Raw genomic sequence first — 26,383 nt, forward strand, 5'->3', positions numbered from 1 at the left:
CGAGGTGCTCGCCTCGGGAACCAAACTACGCCGTTATCTCGCCGGAATTCCCGACGACGCCTGCGCCGGAGCATCGGGCACGAGCGTGATTTCCACGCGGCGGTTCCTCGCCCGGCCTTCCTGCGTCGCGTTGTCCGCGACAGGCCGGGTATCGCCGTAGCCCTGGATCGCGAACCGGGTCGGCGCAATGCCGGATGCGTCGACGAGCCAGTCCCGCACGGCGGCCGCACGATCGACCGAGAGTTTCAGGTTGCGATCCGGCTTGCCGACAGCGTCGGTATGCCCGGCGACGAGAATCCGCTTGCCCGGATGAGCCTTGATCAGTTCGAGTGCGCCCACCATCGCGCGCGTCGAGTCGGGTTTCAGCGCCGCCTTGCCGCTGTCGAACAGCGACATGCTGTCCAGCGTCACGACGGACGGTGGCGGCGAAGGTGGCTCGTAGGATGCGATGGCGTCGTTGAGCGCCGGGAGCAGGCTGCGACCGTGATACATCCCGAACGACAGCCGCAGCGGCACGCCGGTACGCGCAAAGCGATCCAGCTGATCGCGATCCGCGACCAGTGCCCGCAGCGCATCGCGCTTCGCTGCGTCGTGTGTTTGGGGAATTGCGTTGTAGCGTGCGAGGTGCTCGCCGATGCGGGCCAACATTGCTTCGTTGTTTTTTGCGGCTCCCCAGATGGCGACGGCTGTTGCGCACGCGACAATCGCAAACGCGTGCCCGACGGCTGCGATCCGCGGCGAACGCCATGCCCGTTGCGGCGCGGCTTCGATCAACGGCTGCGGAAGCGGCCACGGCGGCGTCGAGCCGGGAAGGGCGCGCGGCGCGATGGCGACGCGCGTCCGGACATCGCGCTCCCACGGCTTGCCGGGGCCGGTTTCCGGCCCGCAATCGATCCAGCCCGCACCGAACAGGCGCCACACCGGCGCCGGCTGCCGCCGGTCGGCGAGCACGTCGAACACGTTTCGCTGCGTCCAGGCGACGATGGTGGCCAGACCGGCGGCGCGCGCGGCCGTCGCGTGGTTGCCGCCTGCATGGACCACTTCCGATTCGGCGGCTTCGATCGCCGCGTCGAAACGGCGCGCGTCGACGATGGGCGACGCGGCCGACGCGCCGTACCACTGTGCCGTCGAATCGCCGGACTGCGTCGGGTTCGTCGCCGGATCGTCGGTCAGCCGCTGGTAGATCGCGACGTAGCCGGGCAATGCCGTGCCCAGCGCCTTCGATGCATCGGCCGTCGCCTGACGGATGACGCGCAGCCTTTGCGCGAGGACATCGCTGTTCGCATGCATCGCGGGAGCGACCGAAAGCACGACGCAATCGGGCGCATGTCCGTCGCGCCACTGCCGGATCGCGACGGCGAGCCGCGACAGGTCCTGAGGTTGATCCACCCGCAACCAGATCGCGCCGTTGCCGACATGCACGTAGCGCGTGACGGTGTCTTCGCGATCGAAGAGCGCAGCCAGACCGTCGCCGACGACCAGCGCGACCGGCATTCTGGTTCTGAGGCCCACCGTGAGGTCGACCGTTGCGGCGCCGAGCTGGGTCAGCACGTGTGCATGCTGCTCACGCAAGCGCGCCAGCTTGCGCATGTGCAGCCAACCGGCCAGAAGCGAAGCGGCGACGATGACGGCGGTCAATCCCCATGCCGTACCGCGGTCGATGGACAGGACGAGCCAGATGACCGCGAGCGCCAGCATGGCGGTCAACGTGACGACGGTGCGCAGCGGATATCCGAGCCCCGCAAGCGTTTCCCGTGCAGCATGTGACCCCGGGCCTGGCATGGCGGGCCGAGCGTACAGATCGGAACTCACGGCCGTTTCGCCTGCTGAATGAGGTGCGCCAGTTGCGCATCGAGGATCTGGTGCCAGACGAGCCATGTCAGTGTGGCAGTGGCGCACGCGATGCCCGCGATTGCCCAGGGCGAAAGCCACTTCAGCCGGTCGATCAGCCGCGTCGTGGAGCGGTCCGTCAGGAACGGCGGAGGCGGAGCCGGACGCAGTCGATCGATCTGCTCGGCGAGCGCTGCGATCAGGGCCTGGCGTTTCGCTTCGCCATCATGTGATGCCGCCGTCGCGCCCGCCGGAGACGCATAGCGGCCCCGGAATCCGATGCCAAGAATGGCGGCGTAGCATTCGAGCAATTCGACATTGGGTGCGGCCTCGCGCATCCGGTATTCGATCCGCTCGTATACGCGATCGCCCGCATCATGGATACCGTACCGATCCACCTGCAAGGGCTTCTGTTCCCACTGCGCGCGGTCGCTGGGTGGCAGGTGCCGCAGGGCGGCCTCGTCGATCAGGCCGCACTGGGCGATTACGGCATCGTCACGCACGTCCGGAGCGATGCCGAGTGCATCCAGCGCGGTCGAGAATTGCGCGACGAGCTGAACGCAGCGTTGGCGCAATTCGCCGACGTTCTGTGCCTGCCCTTCGCTCGATAAATGCGTAACGAGCAGGGCGGTGTCGCGCAGCAACGCGCGAATCGATGTACCGGTTGCGTGGCCGGAGCCCGGTTCGCGCTCGAGCAGCGCTACCTGGGCGCGCGTGGAAATGATGGTGTTCATGAGCGCAGCACGGCGTAGAGTTCGATCGATGCATCGGGGATCGACGCGGGCAAATAGATCTGGCAAGCGCGTGCGGCAAGCATTCTCGCCAGTGCCGGCGCCGCCGGATCGAGCGCGAAATAATGATTGTCGAGCCGAACGGGAATGGCGCCCGGTACGCGCTGGACCGCCTTGAGCGGAATGCCCGCGACGGCGGAATTGACGATGTGCTCGACGTCGTCGGGGGCGCCGACCTTGCACAGGCGCGGGAATTGTTCGACGAGTTCGAATGCGGGCAAGACGGCATTGACGGACAGATACCAGTCCGCCGTGCCCTCGGCGAGGCGTTCGTCGAGAACCTGACCGGTCCACGTCGTCGGGCTTGTGTGGGCCAGTCCGATCGAGACGACACGCGACGGAATGATTGCATCGAGCAGGTCGCGGATCAGCATCTCGAGTGTCGCGAACACCTCGTCGGCATTGGCATGATCATAGGTGGGAATGTCGGCGAGCCGTGTGCTCGTCGAGAACGTGATCAGTGCACCCGCGAGCTGGGACAGAACCTGATAAAGACGGTCGGTCGGCTGGCTCGGATGCGACGCGAGAAAGCGGAGTTGCGGCCACGCGTTGTGGATGCAATGCAGGAGCCAGAAAAGCTGGACGTCCGCGACGCCATACTCGGCCACTTGTTCGATCCGTTCGCTGCGGCGCGCGCCGAGCGCGGCGCTCTTGGCGCTCAGGATGTCGGCGAGGCGATGAACCCGTTCGACGTGAAGCGCGTGTGCGGACAGCGTGAGGCAAGGCGGCACGAAGCGGCGATCGACGTGGAACTGTCCATTCGTCGTGCGTGTCAGCCGCGCAATCGCGCACACCGTATCGTCGTCATGCGGCTCGAAATCGAACAGCAGACGCACTGCGTGGCGTTCCGCGGCGATTTCGGATTCGCCGCCGCCGTTGAGATCGATCACCTTGACGAACTCGCGATACGCACGCTTCGGCCGGGCCAGCGTGGTCTCGTCGAAGCGGCAGTTGCCGCCGTTCGCGTCGGGCAGCGCCAGTGCTGCGAGCACGACGACGCTCTGCACGTCGGAAGATATTCCCTGAGTCAGGTCCCGTGCGGGAGGCAACGTGTCGGTGACGGTCGTGTCGATCGGGGTGCCGTCCGGCAGGCGCAACTGGAGCCGCGTCAGCTTCAGGCGTCCTGACGATAGCGCGTCTTCGTCGATATCGACGCCAAGCGTTCCCCATGGAGACGAAACGACGGAATTCGCGAGCTGGCGCAATGCGAACGCAGCCCAGCGGTCCTGCTGCTGGAAATGCTGTTGCGTCAGGATCAGCCCTTCATGCCAGAGCGGTTTTTCGATCCGCATGGTGTGGTCTATTGGAATTTAGGAATTATGGTGCGGCGATTCTATAGTCTCGATATGGATTTCGTATACCTAATTTTGTGGAAATCCATGTTTTTCTGAGAATGATCTATTTTGAGATATTGCGGGTGGCGATGATTGGAGTCTGTTTGAGTAATATTTATTGAGATATTGTCGCGATAAGTTTTGAGAATGGGGTGCTGTTTTGCGGCATAGTTTAAGTGAAATTGTCTTTGCAAATCATTGTGTTGTTTGCGGTGTTTGCTTATGTGTCAGTCGGGTTGGGCGGCAGGGTTGGCTGGTTTGCGAGTGGTTTTTGACAGAATTGCTTGAGTATGTGGTTGAGGATTTGACGTGTCTTAATTGTTGAACAAATGTGAATTGATGGGTTGGTGTTTACTGCATGTAATGTGTCGTGGTAATTTCCTGCTCCGTGAATCGGATGCAGTGCTACGGGGTATCCGAGTCAGTCCTTCGCAATGAGCACCGTGGGGCCGAGGGCATCGGCGTCGCGAGCGACTGGGCATCTGCTGGCCACGTACCACGGACGTGCATTGCGGAATCTTCAAGCATCCTGAGATAAGGAGAACGAATTGGATAGCTTTCAGCGAGAGATCCCGAAGAGCCGGGTTTCGATCACGTTGGACCTGCACACCGGCGGCGCGCAGAAAAAGGTCGAGCTGCCCCTGAAGCTGCTCGTCGCGGGCGACTTCAGCGCCGGACGCGAGCAGGCGCCGCTTGCCGAGCGGAAAAAGGTCAACATCGACAAGAACAACTTCGACGCGGTGCTTGCCGACTATGCGCCGGACCTGAAGATCGCCGCGGACAACACGCTGGCGGGCGATGGGTCGGAATTGGCGGCCAACCTGTCGTTCCGCTCGATCAAGGACTTTGAGCCTGAGCAGGTCGCACGCCAGATTCCGGAGCTTCAGGCACTGCTGGCGATGCGCAACCTGCTGCGCGACCTGAAATCGAACCTGCTCGACAACGGCACGTTCCGCCGCGAGTTCGAGAAGGTGCTGAAGGACAAGCGCCTGTCCGACAAGCTGCGCGGCGAACTGTCGCAGATCGCCACCGCCGCGACGCAGCCGGAAGGGCATGCGTGAGCGGAGCCGGGCCAAGCGTGCCTTTACCGCATTCCGAAAACAGGTTGCGATTCGATCGCAGACAGGACACGAGATGAAATCCACTGAAACGCAGCAGACCGGCGCGACCGAGACCGTCGTGCTCGACGCCCCGCACGGCGACATCGACAGCGTGTACGCATCGCTGTGCAGCAAGATCAACCTGAAGCCCGTCAGCGAGGCGCGTCCGCTCGAGGCGTTCCGCGACAACGACATGCTGTCCGAGGCGTCCGCCGACGAGCGGATCGCGCGCGGCATGGGCGCGTTCCTCGAGCTCGTGGCCGGCGCGAGCCAGCCGGTCGACCGGCTCGACAAGTCGCTGCTCGACTTCCATATCGGCCAGATCGACCGGCAGATCAGCCGCCAGCTCGACGCCGTGATGCATACGCCGGCGTTCCAGGCGCTCGAAGCGCGCTGGCGCGGCCTGAAGATGCTGGTGAGCCGCACCGATTTCCGCAAGAACGCCAGGATCGAGGTGCTGGATGTGTCGAAGGACGCGCTGCAGCGCGACTTCGAGGACACGCCGGAGCTGATCCAGAGCGGCTTGTATCGTCTGACCTACATCGAGGAATACGACACGCCGGGCGGTCAGCCGATCAGCGCGATGATCAGCGACTTCGAATTCAACAACTCGCCGATGGACGTTGCGCTGCTGCGCAATATCTCGAAGGTCGCCGCTGCCGCGCACATGCCGTTCATCGGCTCGGTCGGCCCGGCGTTCTTCGGCAAGCAGTCGATGGAAGAAGTCGCGGCGATCCAGGACATCGGCAACTACTTCGATCGCGCCGAGTACATCAAGTGGAAGAGCTTCCGCGATACCGACGATGCGCGTTACGTCGGCCTGACGATGCCGCGCGTGCTCGGCCGTCTGCCGTACGGCAAGGATACGGCGCCGGTGCGGGCGTTCAACTACGAGGAAGCCGTCAAGGGCCCTGATCACGACAAGTACTTGTGGATGAATGCGTCGTTCGCGTTCGCGGCGAACATGGTGCGCAGCTTCGTGAGCAACGGCTGGTGCGTGCAGATTCGCGGGCCGCAGGCGGGCGGCAAGGTCGAGGACCTGCCGGTTCACCTGTACGACCTCGGCACCGGCTATCAGCCGAAGATCCCGACCGAGGTGCTGATTCCGGAGACGCGCGAGTTCGAGTTCGCGAATCTGGGATTCATTCCGCTGTCGTTCTACAAGAACCACGACTTCGCGTGCTTCTTCTCGGCGAACTCGACGCAGAAGCCTGCGCTGTACGAGACCAAGGAGGCGACCGCGAACAGCCGCATCAACGCGCGCCTGCCGTACATTTTCCTGCTGTCGCGCATCGCGCACTACCTGAAGCTGATCCAGCGCGAGAACATCGGCACGACCAAGGACCGTCGTCTGCTCGAGCTCGAGCTGAACAACTGGATCAAGGGGCTCGTGACCGAGATGAAGGACCCGGGCGACGAACTGCAGGCGTCGCATCCGCTGCGCGAGGCGAAGGTGACGGTCGAGGACATCGAGGACAACCCGGGCTTCTTCCGCATCAAGCTGTTCATCGTGCCGCACTTCCAGGTCGAAGGGATGGACATCGGGCTGTCGCTCGTTTCGCAGATGCCGAAGGCGAAGAGCTGATCTGACGTTTCCCGCATGAACCGCCGGGGCGATGATGGTCGCCCCGGCGGGGCATTGCGATCGTGCACCCGAGAGGATTCCATGTCGATGATCTTGCCCTCGCAGGCTTATGAATTGAAGCTGGCGCCGCACCCGGCGCCGTTCTCGATCCTGAAATTCACTGGACTCGACCAGGTCAGCCAGTTGTACAGGTACGAGATTGAATTCACAAGCCCGGTGGCCGGTATTCCGATGGACCAGGTGCTTGGACGGCCGGCCAAGTTCATCGTCGACCCGATCGATCCGAACATGGACTATCTGACAAAGATGTTCGGGGAGAACGCGGCGCAGTTCAGCAAGAAACCGCCGGCGTATACGGTCCACGGGATCATCACGAAGTTCGACGAGTTCGAAACGTCGGCTGACGAGACACGCTATCGGGTGGTGCTGGAGCCGACGCTCGCGGACCTCGATCGCGGCGTGACCAGCCGGCTGTTCCAGAAACAGTCGGTCGAGGAGATCGTTACCGATACGCTGCGGCATTACGGCTACCGCGCGGGCGTCGACTTCGTGTTCCAGTTGCGCGGGCAGTACAAACGCCGCGAGTACGTCACGCAGTATCACGAGACGACGTTTGCCTTCATCCGGCGCATCTGCGCGGAAGAGGGAATCTGGTTCCGCTGGGAGCAGAAGAAGGATCGCGCGGTGGTCGTGTTCGGCGATGATCTGGATGCGTATGCGCGCAAGCAGCGCACCGTTCCGTATCGCCGCGACTCGGGGCTTGAGAGTGTTGGAGCAGACGCAATCAAGACGCTTGGGCGGGAAACGCGGCGTGTGCCGGAGTCGGTACGGCTGCATGACTATAACCACCGGCTGGCAGGTGTTTCGCTGCTGGTCGAGGAAAACGCTGCCCGCGAAGACAAGACGACCAACGCTGTCGATTACCGATGGGGGGAACATTACGAGACGCCGGAGGAAGGCAAGCGCGTTGCTCGTCTCAGGCACGAGGCATATCTGGCCAGCCAGATTACGTTCAAAGGCACCGGCAATCCGTTCTGGCTCGAAGCCGGCGAGGTGATGCGGGTCGATCCGAAGCCGGCCGACGCGAAGCATGGGATATTCGTGACGTCGGTCGAGTCGCACGGCGGTCGCAACGAGTCGTATTGGGTGTCGTTCGAGGGGATTCCGTCTGATCGTGTCTGGCGGACCCACGTTGCATCGATCCAGCGCCCCTCCATCGACGGTATTCTGCCGGCCCGCATCACGTCCCCTGGGGATTACAAGTACGCGTACCTGACGGAGCAGGGCTGGTACGTGATCAAGCTGCCGTTCGATCTCGACGAATGGAGTCCAGGCGGCACGAGTCGGCCGGTGCGGTTCGCCAAGCCGTATAGCGGCGAAAACTACGGGCATCACTTTCCGCTGATCGACGGTGCGGAAGTCGCGCTGGTCTTTACGCAAGGGAATCCGGATCGGCCCGTCATCATCGGCGCGATGCATGACAGCCTGCACCCGGATCTCGTCAACAATCTGAATCACACCCGAAACCTGATCCGTACCGCCGCGAAGAACGAGATGCGGATGGAGGACAAGGAGGGCGTCGAACATATCCACCTGACCACGCCGAATCAGACCAGCGAGTTGAATCTGGGGCATATGGTCGATGAAGCTCGCGGAGAGCGAGGTCAGGGAGCCGAACTGCGCACGGATGGGCATCTCGCGGCGCGCGGTCCGAAGGGCATGTTGCTGACTACCGAAGCTCAGCCGGGAGCGTCGGGTCGCCAGCTCGACATGGGCGGTGCGCAAGAGCAACTGCAGCGGGCGATTGATCGCATGGAGTCGCTGTCCGAGGCCGTCCGGGCTGCCGAGGCGACGGTGGCCGAGCTGAAGCAGCAGAAGGCGTTCTATGCGGAAGCGCTTGACGGCTTGAAGCGCGCTGCAATCCTCATGAGCGCGCCGTCAGGTATCGGACTCACGTCAGGCGAGCACCTGCAGGTCAACGCGGACCGAAATCTGATCGCGACTGCCGGCGGGAACTTCGACGTTGGAATCATGCGGAATTTCACCGTTGCGGCGGGCAGACAGGTGTCGCTGTTCGCACAGGCGCAGGGCGTGCGAGTCACCGCGGCCAAGCAGGACGTCGTCGTCCAGGCCCGTACGGGCGCGATGGCGCTGTCGTCGTCGAAGGATATGCGCTTCACCAGTACCGATGGCTCGATTCTCGCGACTTCTCGCGGCGCGCTTACGCTGACCAGCGGCGGCGCGTACCTCAAGATTGACGGCGGCAACATCGAGCTTGGGTGCCCCGGCGATATCACGCTCAAGTGCGGCAACTTTCACTGGACCGGCCCCGGCAATCTCTCGGTTCCTCTGCCCGCCATGCCGATCGGCCCATGCAAGGAGTGCTTCTTGGACGCGCACCGAGGGGTTGAAGCGATGACGGAGGTTGCGTGATGCTCGAAGCAAATCGCATCATGTCGGCCGGTGACACGGAGGCGGCGTGGGAGCAGTGGCGCAAGCGCTTGTTGTCGCAATTCGAAGCGTTCGACGCAAGCGATGCTTCGGGGTATCTGTACATACTCGCGGATGCGCGCGCGAATCCGGACCTCGGCAAGCTCTTGGCACGGGTGCCCAAGCTCGAGTGGGTGTCGTTATGGCAGGGTACCGTCGTCGAATCCTACGCGGATATCGCACCATACCTGATCGCGATCGATCGTTTCGCTTTCGACGATCCGCACGACCTGCAGAGCCGGCTCGTTCGACGGCTCTGGAAAGAGTCCTCCGGGCTGCACATGCTGACGTGGATATGGTCCCCGTTCCCGACACGGATTCTGACCGAACACTTCCAATCGTTCTGCCGTTATTCGACGCCGGACAAGCGCGCGTTCTTCCTGCATTTCTACGACAACCGAATTCTCGCCCGCTTGCGTGCCGTCTGGAGCGCGGAGCAGGCCCAGGCGTTTCTGTCGCCGTGTGCCGAAATCTGGTATCGCGATCGCGAACTGAACGAGATCGTCTGGCGCAATGATGCAGACGCGGCGGATGGCGTGGTCGATGGAGAGCAGGTGCTGACGGTCGAGCAGCACATGGCGTTGCTCCGGCTCGGTCGTGCCGACAAACTCGCGATGCAATTGCGCACGATGTATGGGGCGATGCTTGATGACCTTCCGGATTCGGTGCTCTACCGACGCGTTTCGGAACAGCTTGAACGCGCTGCGCGGCACCGTGTTACGGGAGATGACGATCTCCTGAACTACGTTTCGAAGGGGGTTGTCGTGTCGCCTCGATTCGACGAACACCCGGTCATTCGGGAGCGCTTGGTGCGCGCGATGAATGGTGAGCAGACGTATCGGGACGCGTTGAGTCAGATTGATGGCGACGTCTTGCGCGAGGCGTCTCGGATGGAGCCGGGCTCGGACGAACGTGGGGTGCCGGCGCATGATTAAACGACTCTGTTTGGCGATGGTCGTAGTGCTGACGCTGGCCGGTTGCGACGCGTTTTCATCCGGGCCGACGTACCGTGGCGTCAGCGTCATGGGGCTCAACTACACACCGTTCAACCTGAGCAGGTTCACTATCCGCGACGAATATGGCAATAGGGCAAGTGGTGGAGGTGATCTGCCGCCAAGCGCGGGTGCGGGCAGCCTAAGTTGTTGCTACAAGCTGAAAGGGACGAGCTTTACGGTCGACTGGGAGGTGTACGACGCGGATGAGGCCATCAAGGATCTATACGCACCAATCAAGAAGATCCACAAGACAACCGAGGTCAAGTTCCCGCCGACAAAAGTCGCAGGTGGAGCAGGGGAAGTCGTGCTTGCCGTGCACTTCTATCCCGACGATCACATCGAGTTCGAGTTTCGAAACGACATGAGCGGAACGAGGATCGCTTACACGAAAGTGGACCACTGGTTTCAAACCAAATATGGAAAGGTGGCCACCCCGGATGATGAAGACGTGGCCGTCGAGTTTAGACGTACGGCCCGCATTGCGTCGCAGGGTTGGTTGAAGTACCGCCTGACTGATACGACAGATCTTGAGCAGTACGTGTACTTCGCGCGACTCGTCAATCCGAAGTTTGATGAGCATCCGGCCGTTCAGCGGATCTTGCAGGAGACGAAGGGCAAACCTGGCGCGTTCGGCGCTGCGATGCAGGGCTTGCCGGACGCCGTTGTCCAGGAAATCAAGGGCAATCGCTTTGATCGCAGGTCGAATGAGGGAAAGCATGGCTGATCCGAATCAACTTGATTTTGACGATTAGCGATGCTTTGGGTGCGAGGGACTTTCCGATCATCGATTCGCTCCTTTGAAAATTGAAAATCCGGACCATGTTTAAAAAGATAGTTTCCTTGATGCTGGTTTTGTTTGCATTGGCGGGATGTGACGCCTTGTCACCGGTGCCAACCTATAGTGGCTTCAGCGTCGAGGGGTTCAACTACATGCCGTTCAATCTCACGCGATTCGTTATTCGAGATCAGTACGGCAACACCGCGAGCGGTGGGGGAGATCTTCCGCCAGGATCTGGGGAAGGAAGTCTAAGTTGCTGTTACAAGTTGAAGGGAACGGATTTTACGGTTGACTGGGAAATTTACGACCAAGATAAGTTTATGGAGAATCCGTATGCTCCAATCAAAAAAATCAAAAAAAATTCATCGATCAAGTTGCCCCCGACAAAAATCTCGGGTGGGGCCGGAGAGGTCGTGCTGGCAGTTCATTTCTATCCGGACGATCATGTTGAATTTGAGTTTAGAACCGATCTAAGTGGAACTCGAATCGAATACGACGAAGTATGGGACTGGCTACGGAAAACTCATAAGCAACTGATCGATCCGAAAAACGAGGATGACTCGATCATCTTCAGGCGTGTGGCCAAACTTGCCGCTCAAGGGTGGTTGAAGTATGGATTCACGAACACGGAAGATCTGCAGCAGTACTGCTATTTCTTCCTGCTCAATCCCAAGTTTGACCAGCATCCCGACATCCGGCGCATCTTGCTGGAAACACAAGGAAAGCCGGGGCGCTTCGCATCTGCGATGCGCAAGTTGCCGGACGCGACCGTTCGCGATGTCAAGAACGATCGATTCGACCGTTTGGCCACGGAGGGACAGCATGGTTGATCTCGATCGACCAGATTCCGACGATCAGGCGTGTACGGCTCACGAGACGGAGCCGGGATATCGAATTGTTTTCCAGAATTTGGAGTATTTCACCCATGCTTAAACGGCTTGTCATCTTGCTGTTCGCCGCGCTGACGCTGGCTGGTTGCGATGCGTTTTCATCCGAGCCGACGTACCGTGGCGTCAGCGTCATGGGGCTCAACTACACACCGTTCAACCTGAGCAGGTTCACCATCCGCGACAAATATGGCAATAGGGCAAGTGGCGGAGGTGATCTACCGCCGAGCGCGGGTGCGGGCAGCCTAAGTTGTTGCTACAAGCTGAAAGGGACGAGTTTTACGGTCGACTGGGAGGTGTATGACGCGGATGAGGCTATCAAGGATCTATACGCCCCCATCAAGAAGATCCACAAGAGGACTGAGGTCAAGTTTCCCCCGACCAAGGTCGCTGGCGGAGCCGGGGAAGTCGTGCTTGCTGTGCACTTCTATCCTGACGATCACATCGAGTTCGAGTTTCGAAACGACATGAGCGGAACGAGGATTGCTTACACGAAAGTGGACCACTGGTTTCAAACCAAATATGGAAAGGTGACCACCCCGGATGATGAAGACATGGCTGTCGAGTTTAGACGTACGGCCCGCGTTGCGTCGCAAGGCTGGTTGAAGTACCGCCTGACTGATACGACAGATCTTGAGCAGTACGTGTACTTCACGCGGCTCGTCAATCCGAAGTTTGATGAGCATCCGGCCGTTCAGCGGATCTTGCAGGAGACGAAGGGCAAACCTGGTGCGTTCGGCGCTGCGATGCAGAGCTTGCCGGACGCCGTTGTCCGGGAAATCAAGGGCAATCGCTTTGATCGCATATCGAATGAGGGACAGCATGGTTGATCTCGATCGACCAGATTCCGACGATCAGGCGTGTATGGCTCGCAAGACGGAGCCGGGATATCGAATTGTTTTCCGGAATTTGGAGTATTTCACCCATGCTTAAACGGCTTGTCATCTTGCTGTTCGCCGCGCTGACGCTGGCCGGTTGCGATGCGTTTTCATCCGAGCCGACGTACCGTGGCGTCAGCGTCATGGGGCTCAATTACACGCCGTTCAACCTGAGCAGGTTCACTATCCGCGACAAATATGGCAATAGGGCAAGTGGTGGAGGTGATCTGCCGCCGAGCGCGGGTGCGGGCCGGTTGAGTTGTTGCTACAAGTTAAAAGGGACGGAATTTACGGTTGACTGGGAGGTGTATGACGCGGATGAGGCTATCAAGGATCTATACGCCCCCATCAAGAAGATCCACAAGAGGACTGAGGTCAAGTTTCCACCGACCAAGGTCGCTGGCAGAGTCGGGGAAGTCGTGCTTGCCGTGCACTTCTATCCCGACGATCACATCGAGTTCGAGTTCCGAAACGACATGAGCGGAACGAGGATCGCTTACACGAAAGTGGACCACTGGTTTCAAACCAAATATGGAAAGGTGGCCACGCCGGATGATGAAGACATGGCTGTCGAGTTTAGACGTACGGCCCGCGTTGCGTCGCAGGGTTGGTTGAAGTACCGCCTGACTGATACGACAGATCTTGAGCAGTACGTGTACTTCACGCGGCTCGTCAATCCGAAGTTTGATGAGCATCCGGCCGTTCAGCGGATCTTGCAGGAGACGAAGGGCAAACCTGGCGCGTTCGGCGCTGCGATGCAGAGTCTTCCTGGCGCTGTCGTTCAGGAAATCAAAAGTAATCGTTTCGAGCATGCCACGATGGAAGGTCGCCATGACTGACAAAAATCGCCTTGACTCGGCGGATCAAACTCCGCTCGAAGTTCGTGCTGCGATTGGAGAGAGTCGGAAAGCGTATCCAAGTGACTCATGCATTCCCTGTGGCGCTGTTGTACACATGGGCTTCTTCTTCGACGGGTTTGGCAGGCATCGCGACTACGACGACCCTGAAACGTCCAGATACTCGAATATTTGTCGCCTGTGGGAAGCTCATCGAGATAACGAAGATCGGCGCCGAGAGTGGATGGTGAATCAGTTTTGGTACCCATTCTATTACTCCGGTCTCGGCACTGAGCTGAACAAGGAAGCCACGGACGGCTTGATCGTCTCTGCGATGTTTAAACTTGGAAACGAAGGCGTCAAGGCAGCAGGAGCGACTGCGGCTAGCGTCGGCAAGAACGTCACCGGACTGAACCGGCTCCCCATCAACCCGGAACGTGCCATCACGGATGCGGTCAAGAAGGGATTTGCGGAATTTTCGTTCCGCCCGGTCGTGCAGTCCTTCCACGATCTGGTCGATTCGGTCAAATCCGCGCCGCGCAATATCGGTCGAGTGTTGCGCCTGCAGCGCGACAATCGCTGGCTTCGGCGTGGTCGCGCGGCGACTCGCGCGATGCTCTACGACGCGAAGAAGAACGTACTGTCGATCGGCTGGACTGCCGCCAAGTCGGTGTTCCTGAATGTCGTCGTCGATTCGGTGCCTTGGTTCCGGGACAATCGTGCGATCGCGCTTGTATTGGGCACGGGTGTCAACGATCGATTGACGGCCGCGATGAACCAGTTTGAAAAGGCGATCGAAGACGTCAAGCTGAAAATGCCGAAGATCCAGCGGATTCAGGTATCCATCTTCGGCGCGGATCGCGGCTGCGTTCTCGCTCGGGCGCTGGCGAACGAACTGACTCAAAAATTCAAGCACCCGAGTGACACGAAGCTGGCCTTTGTTGACCCGAAGGACCCCAATCACACGGCTGTTCCGATCGAGATCAAGTTCCTTGGGTTGCTCGATGCCGTTTCTTCGTTGATGGAAGAAAACAAGGTACTGGGTATGGTGCCTGTTCTCGGCATGCTCAAGCAAAACTATGGAGATCGCAATCTATCGGTACCGGCTTCGGTGCAGCGGTGCGTGCATTTTGCTGCGGCTCATGAACTGCGGTTCTACCAGCGGCTGGACAGTCTTGAAAACACGCGGGGCCTTCAGTACCTGTATCCCGGAACGAGTGAAGACATTACCGGAGGGGCACCGCCCGGAACGCTTGGAGCACGTGCGGAACTGCAACGCGTCGTTCTGCGCGACATGCTCAACGAGGCGGTCTCGCATGGTGTCGTGGTCGATGCGATGGAGGATTTGGCGGAATGGAAGCCCGAGGTGTTCCAGAAATTCACGCTTGCAAACCCCATCTCCGACGGCAACGCAACTTACAAAATCTGGGAACTGATCGGCGCATACCGCCAGATCGTTCCCTACGTCGCGCGCCTGAATTTCGTCGAGCACATGCAGGTATTCCTGCGCTGGATTGCGGTTCGCTATCAATCTCCTGCGTTCCGCGCAACGGTGACGAGTCACTTCGACGGGCTCGCCGCCCGGCACCGTGAGCTTCTGAAGGAGCGCAGCGACGCCGAGGCGGCCTATCTTGCACTGCGCAACCAGCGGCCGCCGGTGGATGCCGTGACGCTTGGCAAGGCCTATGCGCGCTGGCAGGACGCGCTCATGCCCGAGATGGTCGCCGGCCGAGACGCAGGTGTCGAGAAAGCGCGTCCATTCGTAGGTGTTTGGGAGCGCATCAAGGAAGAATCCGAAGAACTGATGCGACGCGAAGCCAGGCAATCCGCGATGCGGAAATCGGCGGAAAACATGCGCAAGGTGGCTCAAGACGGTTCATTGCCTTGGGACGCCGCCCCGGAACTCAGCGCCACGATGATCGAAGCCATGATGATGACGCCCGAGCAGGAGGCGCTGCTGCAGGCATGGAAGATGGGCGTGAGCGGCAAGCACCCGTTGCCGCCCAAGGTCATGGCGCTATTCGACCTGCTGGTTCACGACACGATGCTGACGAGCTGGCACGACCACGTGCTGTCGTCGAACCTGTATTTCCAGACGCGCGCCATCGACACGTTCGGACGCAGCGATTACGTCGGCGAGGAGGAGAAGCGCAAGCGCGACGAAAAGCACGGAGAGCGTGTCAAGCAGATGAGCGACGCGATGGCGCCCGGCAACCGATTGCCGGCGCGCTTCTAACCACACTTCTATCGTTCGTCACCGTACCGCGGTGGCGATGCCGGTTTTATTCGGGGGATATCCATGGCAGGCATCATTCGGGTTGGAGATAGCCATACCGGTGGCGGCACCGTAACGGCCGGCTCGGCCACGCGATTTTTCATGAACCGTCCAGTGGCTCGCGTGCACGATCCTGTGACTTGTCCTCGACACGGCGACAACCGTATCGCCACCGCGACCTCGGGGGCGTTCGATGACGGCCGCGAAGTCGCCCAGCACGATGACTTGTGCGAGTGCGGTTGCCGGCTGATTTCTTCGCTTCCGAACAGCGGGCGCCGCTAAGCCATGGCGCTGGATTTCTCGAAGCTGCCGCCTGAAAAGCCGGTTCCGGACAAGCCGCCGTCACGCTTCCTGTGGACCGTGGTTTTCCTGGTTCTGACCTTGCTCGGCGTGTTTGCAGTGCTGCTGCTTTGGCCCGCCGGGGAATCGACACGTACGCCGTGGTTCTGGATCAGCGTCACGCTCTATCCGGCAGGGTTCGCGGCGTTCGTCGTGTCACGGCCCTACAGCATGTACGAGGGGCGGCGTCTCAATGCGCAGGCCTGGAATGCCGCGTGCAAGCAATGCGCGGAACTCGCGTTCGCCAGGGAAAGTGTCCCGGTACTCATTCTGGGGGCCACCATTCGCGTAACCGCAAGCGACGTGGAAAACGAGGTTGACGAGATCGTCGACGGGGCGTTGGTGCTGGATGCAAAAGCATCCGATCACGAGGAGAACCAAACGACCACCGCGCGATGGTTTCAGCCAATCGAGGCGGGTCTGGCTGCGGATGACCCCGAACGTCAGGCAATCGTTCTCGAATGGCTGTACGACCGCTTGCTGGCCGACCTGAGCGAATCGATTGCGGCACTTCCGGTGGAACTGCCACTGCGTGTGCTGCTCGATATATCAGGCTACGCCGGAGAGGCCGATGCGGTCGAGCTCTGGCGCACGAAATGGAAGAGTCGCGAATTCCGGGCGGCCGATGCCAGCCGGGCGCCGATAGCGCTCGATCTGATGACGATCGACGCATGGCTGGATGATGAGAATGGGTCACTCAGCCGGCGTGCGTTGCTTTTCGTATCCGTGACGCTGAGCAATGTGATCGACGAGCCGCCCGTGGACGGCATGTCGGAGGCCGGTGTCGGATTGTTGCTCACTTCAGGCGCGGTCGCATCACGATTCGAGTTGCAAGCCATCGCGGCGTTGCATAGGCCGTTGAAGTCGGCTGACGGGAATCTGGAGCATGCCCTGACTTATGCGCTTCGCTGGGGAGGCGTTGATCTCGGTGACGTGGGGGCACTCTGGATAAGCGGATTTGATGGGGATTCAGTCGGGCCTCTGCACGCATCACTAAGCCATGTGGACCAAGGCAGGAAACGCGACGACGCGATACCGGAATTCAACCTGGACCGAACAGCAGGGCACGCAGGCTCTTCATCCGGTTGGCTCGCAGCAGCCTGTGCGTCGCACCAGACCCAACAGTCGTCGACACCGCAGCTTATAGCGCAACGTCTCGAAGACCGTACGTTCGTCGCCGTGACGACGACTATCGATAGCGAATCAATGAACAGACGCGCATTGGCATGAACCGGAAATTCAAAATCGACCTTCTCGGATCCATTCTCGTTGTCGCTCTACCCGGGATGCTCATCTGGACGCAGCCTCAATGGGTTGGCCTGTCTGCATCGGAGCGTGGACCGGCTATAGCCGCGCTGTGCGTGGTATTCGTGATTCTGCTGCTCGTCTTCAGCTACAGTGATTCGTCGCGAGCGGCCGTTGCGTGGCGCGCGGTTCAACAATGGCTGCGTGACCGCGGCCACAGCGCATTTTCCGCTTCGAGCGGCAAACAAGTTGGCGACGCGCGGGACCGAGCGGAGAAGCTCGAGCGCGCATTGATCGAGCGCAATGGCTGGTTGTGGCGCTATCGCGAGCGCTGGGTGTTGATCGCCGGCGACGAGCCTCTCGTCAGGCGACTGGCGCCAGGCATCGTCGAAACCGGTTATGCGATCACCGGTGACGTGGTTTTGCTGTCTGCAAGGCAAATGTCCGACGCGCTCGATACCGAGTGGCTTGATCAGATTCGCCGCCTGCGTCGCGGTCGCCCGATCGACGCGATCGTAGCCGTGACGCGCAACCGCCGCACTGCAGGCGGGTCGTTCGACGCCGACGAACTTGCTCAGCGGCTCGCCCGCCACGCGCGCGCGCTGCGCTGGGCCGCGCCCGCCTATCTGCTCAACGTCACGGATTTCGGGGGCGAATCACCGGATGCGGACGAAGCGATCGGTTTCACGTGGTCGACCGCGCCGGTGAACGCAGACGACATCGACAAGTCGCTGCAAGCGCTTTCCGGAAACCTTGCCGAAGCAGGCGTCGTGCGCCTCGCCAGCAATGCGCATGACCGCTATCCCGCTGAACTGTCGCAGCACATTGCGAATCTCCGCGGCGCGCTTTCGGATCTCGTGCTGCAAACCACCCACTCTCGCGTTTGGCGGCACGCAGTCCACGGCCTCCTGTTTGCTCCGTTGTTCAAGGCGCGGGAGCTGGCGCCTCCGTCGTCCGGCGAGACGAGCGACGACGAACCGCCTCTCGCGCCTCTGCACCGAACGATCTGGCAAACCGTCGCCGAGCACAGCCGCAAGGTTGACGGTCGCCGCGTCGGCTTCTCACTGTCGAACACGGCCGCCTGGGCAACCACCGCCCTGATCGGCTGCTGGATGGCCGGCACGATGCTGTCCGGATTCGTGAACCGCGAAACGATCGAAAGCGCGGCCCACACGGTCGCGACACTGTCCGCCGTGCAGAACCGCACGCAAGCGATGCAAGCGCTCGACGGCCTCGGACGGCAGATCGATACGCTGGAAGTCCACCGGCGCGACGGTGCCCCCTTGACGTCACGTTTCGGCCTGAACCGCGACGGTGCGCTGCTCGACGCGCTATGGCCGAGCTACACACTGGCCGTGAACCGCATCCTCGTTACGCCAATCCGCGAGAAGCTCGAACAACGGCTGCATCAACTCGCGTCATTGTCGGACGCCGAGATCGCCAGCGGCGGCAATACCCAGGTACAGGCCGCCTACGACACGCTCAAGGCCTACATGATGCTGGCGAAGCCCGAGCGCGCCATGGCCGCCTTCCTGACGCCGGAGCTCGTGGCGACGGCCGCGCCCGCACGTCCGACCGACTCGTCATTGTCGCCGGGCGCTTGGGATGACCTCCGCCGGCGGACGATCGCATTCTTCGCCAATCACCTGGGCCAAAGCAAGTTGCCCGCCATTACTCCGGATCTCGGACTCGTCGCTTCAACGCGCCAGACGGTCATCGGTGTACGTGGCATTCAGAACTCGACCGACGCGGTTTACCAGCAAATCCTCGACGACGCGACGCCGAAGTATCCGCCAGTGTCGCTCGCCACGCTACTAGGCGATACGACCAGCCGGGGGCTGTTCAATACGACAGCGACCGTTCCCGGCGTGTTTACGCGCGCGGCGTGGGATGAGCGGATTTCGAAGGCGATCGACGACGCGAGCGGGCAGCACGACACGGCAGGCGATTGGGTGCTCTCGGACGCGAAAACCGGCAAGCAGGCTCCGCCGACGCTGAAAGCCGAACTCCGCCAGCGCTACTTCGACGATTACGCACGCGCCTGGGCGCAGTTCCTCAATAGCCTGCGCTGGCAACAGGCGCCGACGCTGTCCGCGACGGCCGATCAGTTGACGCTGCTGGGCGACGCGCAACGCTCGCCGCTCGTCGCGTTGATGAACGCGATCATTTACCAGGCCGGAGCGGGCGCGAACGCGCAATCTTTGTCGGACACCCTGATCAGCAAGGCTCAACAACTCGTCGGCGCCGACGAGAAAGATCCGTCGAAGCAGGTCCAACCTCAGTTCGCGCCGCTGGCAGCGGCATTCGGGCCGATCCTGCGCTTGACCGGCAGCGATCTGGTTTCAGTCACGCCCGCCGCCGGCAAGGCGGCCGTACAGTTGGCCGCAACGGGCGACCTGAGTCTCGCCCGCTACCTCGAGAGGGTCACGGCGATGCGTCTCAAGGCGTCGCAGATCGTCTCGCACGCTGATCCGGACGCGATGGCGCGGCTGGCCGCACAGACAGTTCTGCAGGGCAAGACGTCCGACATTGCCGACAGCCGTGACTATGCGAGCCGCCTGGCCGCGAGCCTCGGCGAGCAATGGTCGGGTTTCGGCGAGCTGTTTCGCGCACCGTTCGATCAGGCCTGGCAGGTTGTCGTGCGACCGGCTGCGTCGAGCCTGAACGAAATCTGGAGCACCGCAATCGCGGCCGACTGGAACAAGACGTTCGGCGGCCGCTATCCGTTTGCGGACTCCGACAACGACGCATCGCTGCCCGAAATGGCGCGCTTCATGCGGCCGGACAATGGCGTGATCACGCAATTCGTGGCGACCCAGCTCGCCGGTGTCGTCGAACGGCAAGGCGACCGCTGGGTCGTCGCGCAGGGCGCGAACCATGGCGCGCTGACGATCGATCCGGCGTTCCTGTCCGGACTGAACAAGCTCACGCGCATCGCAACCGTGCTGTTCCCGGCCGGCGACGCACGCGTGCGTTACGAGTTGCAGGCCGTGCAGACGCCGGGCGTCACCGACATGAAGTTCGTGCTGTCCGGACGCGAACTGCACTATTTCAACCAGAAGCAGGAGTGGGTGCCGTTCGAGTGGCCAGGCCAGTCGCTCGAAAACCTGTCGCATATCGAATGGCAGACCGAGCAGGGCGGCTTGCGCACGGCACTCGATTCACAGGGCCGGTTCGGCCTGATCCGGCTGCTGGAGCGTGCGAAGGTGTCGCAGCAGGATAACGCGCGCTATCTGCTGACCTGGACGCCGGACACGAGTCAGGGGATTCCGCTCAAGGTGCAATTACGCAGCGAAGCGGGCGCCGGGCCCCTCGACGTGCTCCAGTTGCGCAATTTTTCATTGCCGAAGCGGGTATTCGTGACGGGGGCGGCAACGGGCGGTCCCAATCTCTCGGCCATCAATCCGCCGCCGCTGCCGCCGTCGGCGATCGCGGCTGCACGACATGCCGCGGTGCCGTTACCGCCGGGCCTTCATTGAGGTCTCCCATGACGCTTGCCAATTTTGTCAAAACACTCGTCGGCGGGAATCGCGACGATTCCCTCAAAAAAGCGCGGCTCGACGCGTGGGATGCGTGGCTGCAACCACTCGCGGGCGACTCCGGCGTCGGTCGCGACCCCGGCTACGAGGACGCGTTCTTCGAACTGCGGGATGAAACGCAAAAGCTCTCCGGCATTGACGACGGGCTGATCGTCCGCTCTTGCGAGCAACTGATCAAGGAAACCGGAAAGGACCTGCGACTGGCCGGCTACTACGCGTTCGCCCGGCTGAGGCAGGATGGGCCGGCCGGCTTCGCGGACGCACTCGAATTGGCAGCCGCGCTCGTCGACCGATTCGGTGCGGCAGTGCTGCCCGCGCGCGCCGAGGCGAAGAAGGGCGCGCTCGAGATGCTGGCGACGACGCGCATGCTCGATCTGCTCGACAGCCGCGGCGCGTTCGCGCCGGCCGATCTCGAGCGGGCGCTCGCCGCGCTCGATGTGTTGTCGGCCGACATGGCTACCTGGCCCGAAGCCGCGCGCCCGAACCTCCAGCCACTCGTTGCCCGGTTCGCGCGCAACGATGAATCTGCACGGAACACGACCCATGAGCCGGTGACGTCGTTGACTGCGACGTCTCACGCTTCGTCGGACGCAATCGCGTCGACGCGCGACCTGCTGGATCAGGCGCGCAGGATGGCGATTTGGTTACGCGATCAGGAAAGCGGCTATCTGCCCTCGGTTCGACTCGTGCGCAGTGTCCGCTGGGACACGCTGCACGAGGTTCCGCCGGCGGATGTCGCGGCCCGGACGCGTCTCGTGCCGCCGCGGAGCGAGCTGCGCCAGCAGATGAAGCGGCTTGTGTTGCAGAAGCAGTGGCACGAGTTGCTCGAACGTGTCGAAGGCGCGTTCATGGAGGGCGTGAATCACCTTTGGTTCGACTTGCAGTACTTCCAGCACGTCGCGCTCGATCACGTCGGCGCGCCGTACAGCACTTGGCGTGCGTTGCTGCGGGCGGATTTCGCGCTGTTCCTCGAACGGTTGCCGGGCATCGAGCGGTTGGCGTTCAACGACGGCACGCCGTTCGCCGACGATACAACGCTCGAATGGATCGCGCGGCATGCCGTCGTGCGTGACCTCGAAGCGGGCGAGACCGTTGCGCCGCTGCCGGTGTCGGCCGATAGCGAGGGCGATGCCGCCGGCGACTGGCCGGAAATCGAGGCGCAGGCGCGCGAGCTGGCTGCGCGCGAAGGTGTCGAGGCTGCTTTCGCGTGGCTTGAAGCGCTTCCCGGCATGAGGACCGATCGCCATCGCTACCTGCAACGGCTCGTGATGGCGCGCCTCGCCGATCATTCCGGCCGGCCCGATACGGCGCTCGCGCTGCTTGCGGAACTCGACGCGTCGTCCCGATCGCTGCCGCTGATGCGCTGGGAGCCGGCGCTGGTCTTCGAGGTCAAGCAGCAGCTGGTCCGGGCGTTGAAGGCGACGAGCAACCGCAAGGACGCGGACAAGCCGGCGCTCGCACGCCGCATCGTTGAATTGCAGGCGGAACTGACCGTGCTCGATCCTGCCCGCGCGCTGACTCTTTCATAACGGTATTCAATGGACAACAACGATCCCATCCTGCGCTATTACGAAGCGGAAATGCGCTACCTGCGCGAGTCCGGCAAGGAATTCGCGAAAGCGCATCCTGACCGTGCACGCCTGCTCAACCTCGACCGCGTCGGTGATCGCGATCCCTATGTCGAGCGGCTATTCGAAGGCTTCGCGTTCCTGACCGGCCGGCTTCGCCAGAAGCTCGACGATGAACTGCCGGAACTTACCGAGGGGTTCGTGAGCCTTCTGTGGCCGCACTATCTGCGAATGATCCCGTCGTTGTCGATCGTCGAGCTGATTCCGCCCGCGGAAAAATTGCAGAAAACCGAAATAGTGCCGGCCGGCGTGCCCGTACGCTCGGCGCCGATCAACGTGCCATCCCCGGAGGGGGCGGAACGCACGACACCGCGAGCGGTCCAGTGCATGTATCGAACCACGCAAGCCGTCGCGTTGCAGCCGGTCGTGATCACGCACGCCGGACCGGCCGTGCGCCACGACGGCCGTTCGGTGATCCGGATCGGCTTCGCGGTCGAAGGATCTGCGCTGCGCACGGAAACGGATCTGTCGCGGCTGCGCCTGCACCTGAGCGCGGATTTGCCGACCGCGTTCGCGATGCACCTCGCGCTCACACGGCAGATCGATGCAATCCACTGGCGCATTCCGGAAGTCCGCGACGGCGAAGCGGTGCCGCTCGCCGGCATCACGATAGAGCCCGCCGGCTTCTCGACCGAAGAACGGTTGTGGCCGAAGGCCGATGCGGCTTTCTCCGGGTATCAGCTATTGCTCGAGTACTTCACGTTCCGCGAGAAATTCCTGTTCGTCGATCTGTGCGGCTTGGACATCGCGAAACTGCCCGAAAAATCGACCCGTTTCGAACTGGAGATCGTGCTGAAACATGCGTGGCCGTCCGACCAGCGCTTCAGCGCGGAGAACGTGCGGCTGTTCTGCAGTCCCGTGATCAACCTGTTCGAACTCGATGCCGAACCGATCGAGATCGACCATCACGAAACCGAGTATCGCGTGGTGCCGGCCGGCCATCAGGGCGAGCATGTCGAAACCTATTCGGTCGACGCGATCGCGACGTTCGACCACGACACCGCCGAGCGGTACGAGTACGTTCCGTTCGCGACGTTCAGGCACCGCGGCGGCATGCTGCGGCACGAGGCGCCGGAGCGCTATTTCCACACGCGTGTGCGACCGGGCGTGACCGGGCTGCACGAAACGTGGGTGATTCTCGGTGGTCATGCGTGGGAAAGCATGGACACGCTGCCCGAGGAAAGCCTGTCGCTGCGTGTCACGGGCACGAACGGCATGCTGCCGCGCAAGGGGCTGCGGGAGGCGAGCCTCGATGAAATTTCGGTCAGCACGCAGAACGTCGCCGGCGTGCGCAATCTCGTGCCGCCGACGTTGCCGCTGTATCCGCCCACGGGAGACCGGTTCCAGTGGCGTGTGTTGTCGCACCTGGCGCCGAACTTCCTGTCGATGATGGATGCAGAGGTGCTGCGCGGCGCACTCGCACTCTACGATTGGACGAACGACGAACTGAATCGCCGGCGTCTTGCCGGAATTCTCTGGGTATCGCAGGAGCTGATCGAGGAGGTGTCGGGCGGCTCGGTCGAGCGCGGCGCGCTGATCGAAGTCACGCTCGACAGTCATGCGTTCGCGGGCGACGGCGACGTCATGCTGTTCGGCGAGCTGTTGCACCGGTTCTTCGCGCTGTATGCCGATATCAACCTGTTCACGAAGCTCGCGATCATCAGCCTGCCGACGCAGGCCCGGATCGAATGGCCGCGCAGCAAGGCGCAGCGGGCCCCGCTATGAGATCGGTCGAATTGCCCAATCTCGATCCGCTGGTTGCGTCGCTGCTGGCGCGCGCGCCGCGCATGAGCTTCATGCAATTGTGCAGACTGCTCGAACTGCGCGTGTCGGATCGGCCGGTTTTCGGCATGCAGGATGCGGTCGAGCATGAGCCGGTGCGTTTCCGACCGAGGCCGCGCATGGGTTTTCCGGCTGGCGAAGTCGCGTCGGTCGAGTTCGATGACGGGTCTGACGCATTCGGCCTCGATGCTCGACCGACCCTGCGCACGACGTTCATGGGGCTGTATGGCGTCGACGCAGCGGTACCGTCGCACATGGTCGACGAGATCGCGCTGCGCGAAGAGGGGCACGAGGTCGTCGAGGCATTTCTCGACCAGTTCAATCATCGATTCGTCACGCTGCTGTACCGCGCATGGAAAAAGTACCGCTATCCGGAGAGCTTTCGACCGGGCGGCAGCGACGCGCATTCGCGCAACCTGCTGTCGCTGGTCGGGTTCGGTTGGGGCGACAAGCCGAAGCGAGCCGGCTTACCCGATTCGCGGATGCTGGCGCTGCTGGGGCTGTTGATTCAGCGAACCCGTACCCCGGAAGGGTTGGCAGGCGTGATTGCGCTGGCGGTTCCGCGTGTCGGCGTTCGCGTTGACGAGTTCTGGCCCGTCGTGACGTCGACGGGGCGGCCGCAGCCGCTCACGGCGGTGGATCGCATCGCGCAGACGCAAGTGAATGGCGAGCGCAAGGGGCTGGGTCGCGGCTACGTGCTCGGCAAGCGAATGGCGTATCGCGGCCGCGCGGTTCGTGTGACGCTGCAGCCTGCCGATGCGCAACAGGCTCAGGCACTGCTGCCGGGCGCATCGCTGCATCGCGAGCTGATGGCCTTCATGCAGCTTTATGTCGGCGTCAAGGCAGATGTGCATCTGCGGATGGAAGTGTCGTCGCGACTTGCGCCATTGCCGGCAATCGGTCCGACGCATCACGGCTCGGCGCCACGCCTCGGCTGGACGACCGTGCTGCCTGCCGATGAAGCGCGTCTGATCAATATCGCGCTTGGGGTCTATCAGGCATTTCCTTCCCCTGGACCCAATCCGCACCTGACCCAACATGCCTGACCAGGAAACTTTCATGACCATCCGTTTTGCCGTTTCAACCATCGCAGCCGTCGTGCTGCTGTCTGCCTGCGGCGCGTGGCAATCCGTCTCGGATGCGTCGGCGAGCGCCTATCGCGCCGTGTTCTTCAAGCAGGTGAAGGTGCTGAATGTCGATTTCACGGCACGCGCCGCGCTGAATCCCGATGAATCCGGCCGGGCGACGTCGGTTGCCGTGCGGGTCTACCAATTGAAGGATCGAAAGATGTTCGATGGCGCCTCATACGAAGACCTGCTGAAGAACGACAAGACGGTGCTTGCGCAGGATCAGCAGGCGAACATGTCGACGGTATTGAATCCGGGCGCGTCCGCAAGCCTCTCGCAACCGATGCAGGCCGACACGATGTACATCGCGATCGTTGCGTTTTACCGTAACCCTGGCAACGGAGATGGCTGGAAATATGTAATCGGAAAGAAGAAACTGGACCCGAGCAAGCCGTTGAAAGTTGAATTGGCCGATCAGCTTCGGCTTGCCGATGACGATGCGCAGAGGAAGGCATCAAGGTGACACATACGCATTCTTGCGGGCCGTTGTAGCGCTAATCCGGCTCATAAGATGCAGGAGTGCGCCCAATTCCGATACGACAGCCAGGATTCGGTATCGTAACCGCGCGCTGTCTGCAACAGCGGATGGATGCAGTCGGTCGCCGACGGCATCCATCCGCTTCTCATCACCGATCGTCGTCCCGCACCGAAGACGGATGCCGGCACAGCGCGCGCACCTCGACGCTCATATACGGGAACAGCGGCAACTGGCTCAGCAGGTCATGCAGCTGCTGCACGCTGTCGACGTCGAAGATGCTGACGTTCGCATACTGCCCGGCGATCCGCCACAGATGACGCCAGACACCTTCGTTCATCAGCCGCTGGCACATCGCCTTTTCTTCGGCCTTCAGCGTGGCCGCCTTGACCGGATCCATGTCCGTCGGCAGACGGACGGTCATTTCCACATGAAACAGCATCACACGCTCCTTGCGTTATCGTTTTGC

Annotated in this window: 20 protein-coding genes; 16 read left to right on the top strand and 4 right to left on the bottom strand. The window is 61.8% G+C overall.

Annotated elements, in window-relative coordinates; genetic code table 11:
* Nucleotides 1-33 precede the first annotated feature (33 nt).
* The 3 genes from WT26_RS23675 to tssK are packed head-to-tail and all read right to left on the bottom strand — an operon-like array spanning nucleotide 34 to nucleotide 3,913.
* Nucleotides 34-1,812: an OmpA family protein gene (locus tag WT26_RS23675; RefSeq protein ID WP_418220540.1), complete on the bottom strand. Its 1,779-nt coding sequence runs from the start codon at nucleotides 1,810-1,812 to the stop codon at nucleotides 34-36.
* Nucleotides 1,809-2,564: a DotU family type IV/VI secretion system protein gene (locus WT26_RS23680; RefSeq protein ID WP_069270987.1), complete on the bottom strand. Its 756-nt coding sequence runs from the start codon at nucleotides 2,562-2,564 to the stop codon at nucleotides 1,809-1,811. The genes WT26_RS23675 and WT26_RS23680 overlap by 4 nt, the downstream gene beginning before the upstream one ends.
* Entirely contained in the window at nucleotides 2,561-3,913 is a 1,353-nt protein-coding gene (gene tssK, locus WT26_RS23685; RefSeq protein WP_069270988.1) for a type VI secretion system baseplate subunit TssK, read from the bottom strand. Before tssK ends, WT26_RS23680 begins: the two co-directional genes overlap by 4 nt.
* 590 nt (nucleotides 3,914-4,503) lie before the next feature.
* Between tssK and tssB the strand changes: the two genes are divergently transcribed.
* The 16 genes from tssB to tssJ all read left to right on the top strand — a co-directional run bounded on the left by tssB (nucleotide 4,504) and on the right by tssJ (nucleotide 25,902).
* The gene (gene tssB, locus WT26_RS23690) at nucleotides 4,504-5,016 is read left to right on the top strand and encodes a type VI secretion system contractile sheath small subunit (protein ID WP_010093655.1); all 513 of its coding nucleotides are present in this window, start codon (nucleotides 4,504-4,506) and stop codon (nucleotides 5,014-5,016) included.
* Nucleotides 5,017-5,089: 73 nt separating this feature from the next.
* Nucleotides 5,090-6,640, top strand: a complete 1,551-nt coding sequence (gene tssC, locus WT26_RS23695; protein WP_059533150.1) for a type VI secretion system contractile sheath large subunit — start codon at nucleotides 5,090-5,092, stop codon at nucleotides 6,638-6,640.
* Between the two features lie 81 nt (nucleotides 6,641-6,721).
* Nucleotides 6,722-9,073: a type VI secretion system Vgr family protein gene (locus WT26_RS23700; RefSeq protein WP_069270989.1), complete on the top strand. Its 2,352-nt coding sequence runs from the start codon at nucleotides 6,722-6,724 to the stop codon at nucleotides 9,071-9,073.
* The gene (locus WT26_RS23705) at nucleotides 9,073-10,065 is read left to right on the top strand and encodes a DUF4123 domain-containing protein (protein WP_069270990.1); all 993 of its coding nucleotides are present in this window, start codon (nucleotides 9,073-9,075) and stop codon (nucleotides 10,063-10,065) included. The genes WT26_RS23700 and WT26_RS23705 overlap by 1 nt, the downstream gene beginning before the upstream one ends.
* On the top strand, nucleotides 10,058-10,849 hold the full coding sequence (locus WT26_RS23710) for a DUF3304 domain-containing protein (protein ID WP_069270991.1): 792 nt from the start codon (nucleotides 10,058-10,060) through the stop codon (nucleotides 10,847-10,849). The genes WT26_RS23705 and WT26_RS23710 overlap by 8 nt, the downstream gene beginning before the upstream one ends.
* 95 nt (nucleotides 10,850-10,944) lie before the next feature.
* Nucleotides 10,945-11,733 (top strand): hypothetical protein, encoded by a 789-nt coding sequence (locus WT26_RS23715; protein ID WP_196222189.1) that lies wholly within the window; start codon nucleotides 10,945-10,947, stop codon nucleotides 11,731-11,733.
* Between the two features lie 95 nt (nucleotides 11,734-11,828).
* A complete protein-coding gene (locus WT26_RS23720; RefSeq protein WP_069270992.1) occupies nucleotides 11,829-12,620 on the top strand; it encodes a DUF3304 domain-containing protein in 792 nt (263 codons plus the stop codon).
* 95 nt (nucleotides 12,621-12,715) lie between these two features.
* Nucleotides 12,716-13,507 (top strand): DUF3304 domain-containing protein, encoded by a 792-nt coding sequence (locus WT26_RS23725; protein WP_069270993.1) that lies wholly within the window; start codon nucleotides 12,716-12,718, stop codon nucleotides 13,505-13,507.
* Nucleotides 13,500-15,740: a DUF2235 domain-containing protein gene (locus WT26_RS23730; protein WP_069270994.1), complete on the top strand. Its 2,241-nt coding sequence runs from the start codon at nucleotides 13,500-13,502 to the stop codon at nucleotides 15,738-15,740. Before WT26_RS23725 ends, WT26_RS23730 begins: the two co-directional genes overlap by 8 nt.
* A gap of 63 nt (nucleotides 15,741-15,803) precedes the next feature.
* Nucleotides 15,804-16,061, top strand: a complete 258-nt coding sequence (locus tag WT26_RS36230; RefSeq protein ID WP_080400962.1) for a PAAR domain-containing protein — start codon at nucleotides 15,804-15,806, stop codon at nucleotides 16,059-16,061.
* A 3-nt stretch (nucleotides 16,062-16,064) separates the two neighbouring features.
* Nucleotides 16,065-17,348 (top strand): hypothetical protein, encoded by a 1,284-nt coding sequence (locus WT26_RS23735; RefSeq protein ID WP_069270995.1) that lies wholly within the window; start codon nucleotides 16,065-16,067, stop codon nucleotides 17,346-17,348.
* A complete protein-coding gene (locus WT26_RS23740) occupies nucleotides 17,345-20,842 on the top strand; it encodes an ImcF-related family protein (RefSeq protein ID WP_069270996.1) in 3,498 nt (1,165 codons plus the stop codon). The genes WT26_RS23735 and WT26_RS23740 overlap by 4 nt, the downstream gene beginning before the upstream one ends.
* Nucleotides 20,843-20,850: 8 nt before the next feature.
* Complete coding sequence (gene tssA, locus WT26_RS23745; RefSeq protein ID WP_069270997.1) at nucleotides 20,851-22,431, top strand: type VI secretion system protein TssA; 1,581 nt, start codon at nucleotides 20,851-20,853, stop codon at nucleotides 22,429-22,431.
* Between the two features lie 9 nt (nucleotides 22,432-22,440).
* Nucleotides 22,441-24,255 (top strand): type VI secretion system baseplate subunit TssF, encoded by a 1,815-nt coding sequence (gene tssF / locus WT26_RS23750; RefSeq protein WP_069270998.1) that lies wholly within the window; start codon nucleotides 22,441-22,443, stop codon nucleotides 24,253-24,255.
* Nucleotides 24,219-25,358 carry a type VI secretion system baseplate subunit TssG gene (gene tssG, locus WT26_RS23755; protein ID WP_196222190.1) on the top strand — a complete coding sequence of 380 codons (1,140 nt, stop codon included), beginning with the start codon at nucleotides 24,219-24,221 and terminating at the stop codon, nucleotides 25,356-25,358. The genes tssF and tssG overlap by 37 nt, the downstream gene beginning before the upstream one ends.
* A 13-nt stretch (nucleotides 25,359-25,371) precedes the next feature.
* Nucleotides 25,372-25,902, top strand: a complete 531-nt coding sequence (gene tssJ / locus WT26_RS23760; RefSeq protein ID WP_196222191.1) for a type VI secretion system lipoprotein TssJ — start codon at nucleotides 25,372-25,374, stop codon at nucleotides 25,900-25,902.
* A 163-nt stretch (nucleotides 25,903-26,065) separates the two neighbouring features.
* Here the strand turns inward: tssJ and catC are convergent, their stop codons facing one another.
* On the bottom strand, nucleotides 26,066-26,356 hold the full coding sequence (gene catC / locus WT26_RS23765; protein ID WP_069274084.1) for a muconolactone Delta-isomerase: 291 nt from the start codon (nucleotides 26,354-26,356) through the stop codon (nucleotides 26,066-26,068).
* Nucleotides 26,357-26,383: the final 27 nt, after the last annotated feature.

Source organism: Burkholderia cepacia (genome assembly GCF_001718835.1).
GTDB classification, from domain to species: domain Bacteria; phylum Pseudomonadota; class Gammaproteobacteria; order Burkholderiales; family Burkholderiaceae; genus Burkholderia; species Burkholderia cepacia_F.

Excerpts from the sequence above, each read along its gene's own strand:
- WT26_RS23680 (WP_069270987.1), bottom strand. The coding sequence starts at position 2,564 with ATGAACACCATCATTTCCACGCGCGCCCAGGTAGCGCTGCTCGAGCGC.
- tssK (WP_069270988.1), bottom strand. The coding sequence starts at position 3,913 with ATGCGGATCGAAAAACCGCTCTGGCATGAAGGGCTGATCCTGACGCAA.
- tssC (WP_059533150.1), top strand. The coding sequence starts at position 5,090 with ATGAAATCCACTGAAACGCAGCAGACCGGCGCGACCGAGACCGTCGTG.
- WT26_RS23700 (WP_069270989.1), top strand. The coding sequence starts at position 6,722 with ATGTCGATGATCTTGCCCTCGCAGGCTTATGAATTGAAGCTGGCGCCG.
- WT26_RS23705 (WP_069270990.1), top strand. The coding sequence starts at position 9,073 with ATGCTCGAAGCAAATCGCATCATGTCGGCCGGTGACACGGAGGCGGCG.
- WT26_RS23710 (WP_069270991.1), top strand. The coding sequence starts at position 10,058 with ATGATTAAACGACTCTGTTTGGCGATGGTCGTAGTGCTGACGCTGGCC.
- WT26_RS23715 (WP_196222189.1), top strand. The coding sequence starts at position 10,945 with ATGTTTAAAAAGATAGTTTCCTTGATGCTGGTTTTGTTTGCATTGGCG.
- WT26_RS23720 (WP_069270992.1), top strand. The coding sequence starts at position 11,829 with ATGCTTAAACGGCTTGTCATCTTGCTGTTCGCCGCGCTGACGCTGGCT.
- WT26_RS23725 (WP_069270993.1), top strand. The coding sequence starts at position 12,716 with ATGCTTAAACGGCTTGTCATCTTGCTGTTCGCCGCGCTGACGCTGGCC.
- WT26_RS23730 (WP_069270994.1), top strand. The coding sequence starts at position 13,500 with ATGACTGACAAAAATCGCCTTGACTCGGCGGATCAAACTCCGCTCGAA.
- WT26_RS36230 (WP_080400962.1), top strand. The coding sequence starts at position 15,804 with ATGGCAGGCATCATTCGGGTTGGAGATAGCCATACCGGTGGCGGCACC.
- WT26_RS23735 (WP_069270995.1), top strand. The coding sequence starts at position 16,065 with ATGGCGCTGGATTTCTCGAAGCTGCCGCCTGAAAAGCCGGTTCCGGAC.
- WT26_RS23740 (WP_069270996.1), top strand. The coding sequence starts at position 17,345 with ATGAACCGGAAATTCAAAATCGACCTTCTCGGATCCATTCTCGTTGTC.
- tssA (WP_069270997.1), top strand. The coding sequence starts at position 20,851 with ATGACGCTTGCCAATTTTGTCAAAACACTCGTCGGCGGGAATCGCGAC.
- tssF (WP_069270998.1), top strand. The coding sequence starts at position 22,441 with ATGGACAACAACGATCCCATCCTGCGCTATTACGAAGCGGAAATGCGC.
- tssG (WP_196222190.1), top strand. The coding sequence starts at position 24,219 with ATGGCCGCGCAGCAAGGCGCAGCGGGCCCCGCTATGAGATCGGTCGAA.
- tssJ (WP_196222191.1), top strand. The coding sequence starts at position 25,372 with ATGACCATCCGTTTTGCCGTTTCAACCATCGCAGCCGTCGTGCTGCTG.
- catC (WP_069274084.1), bottom strand. The coding sequence starts at position 26,356 with ATGCTGTTTCATGTGGAAATGACCGTCCGTCTGCCGACGGACATGGAT.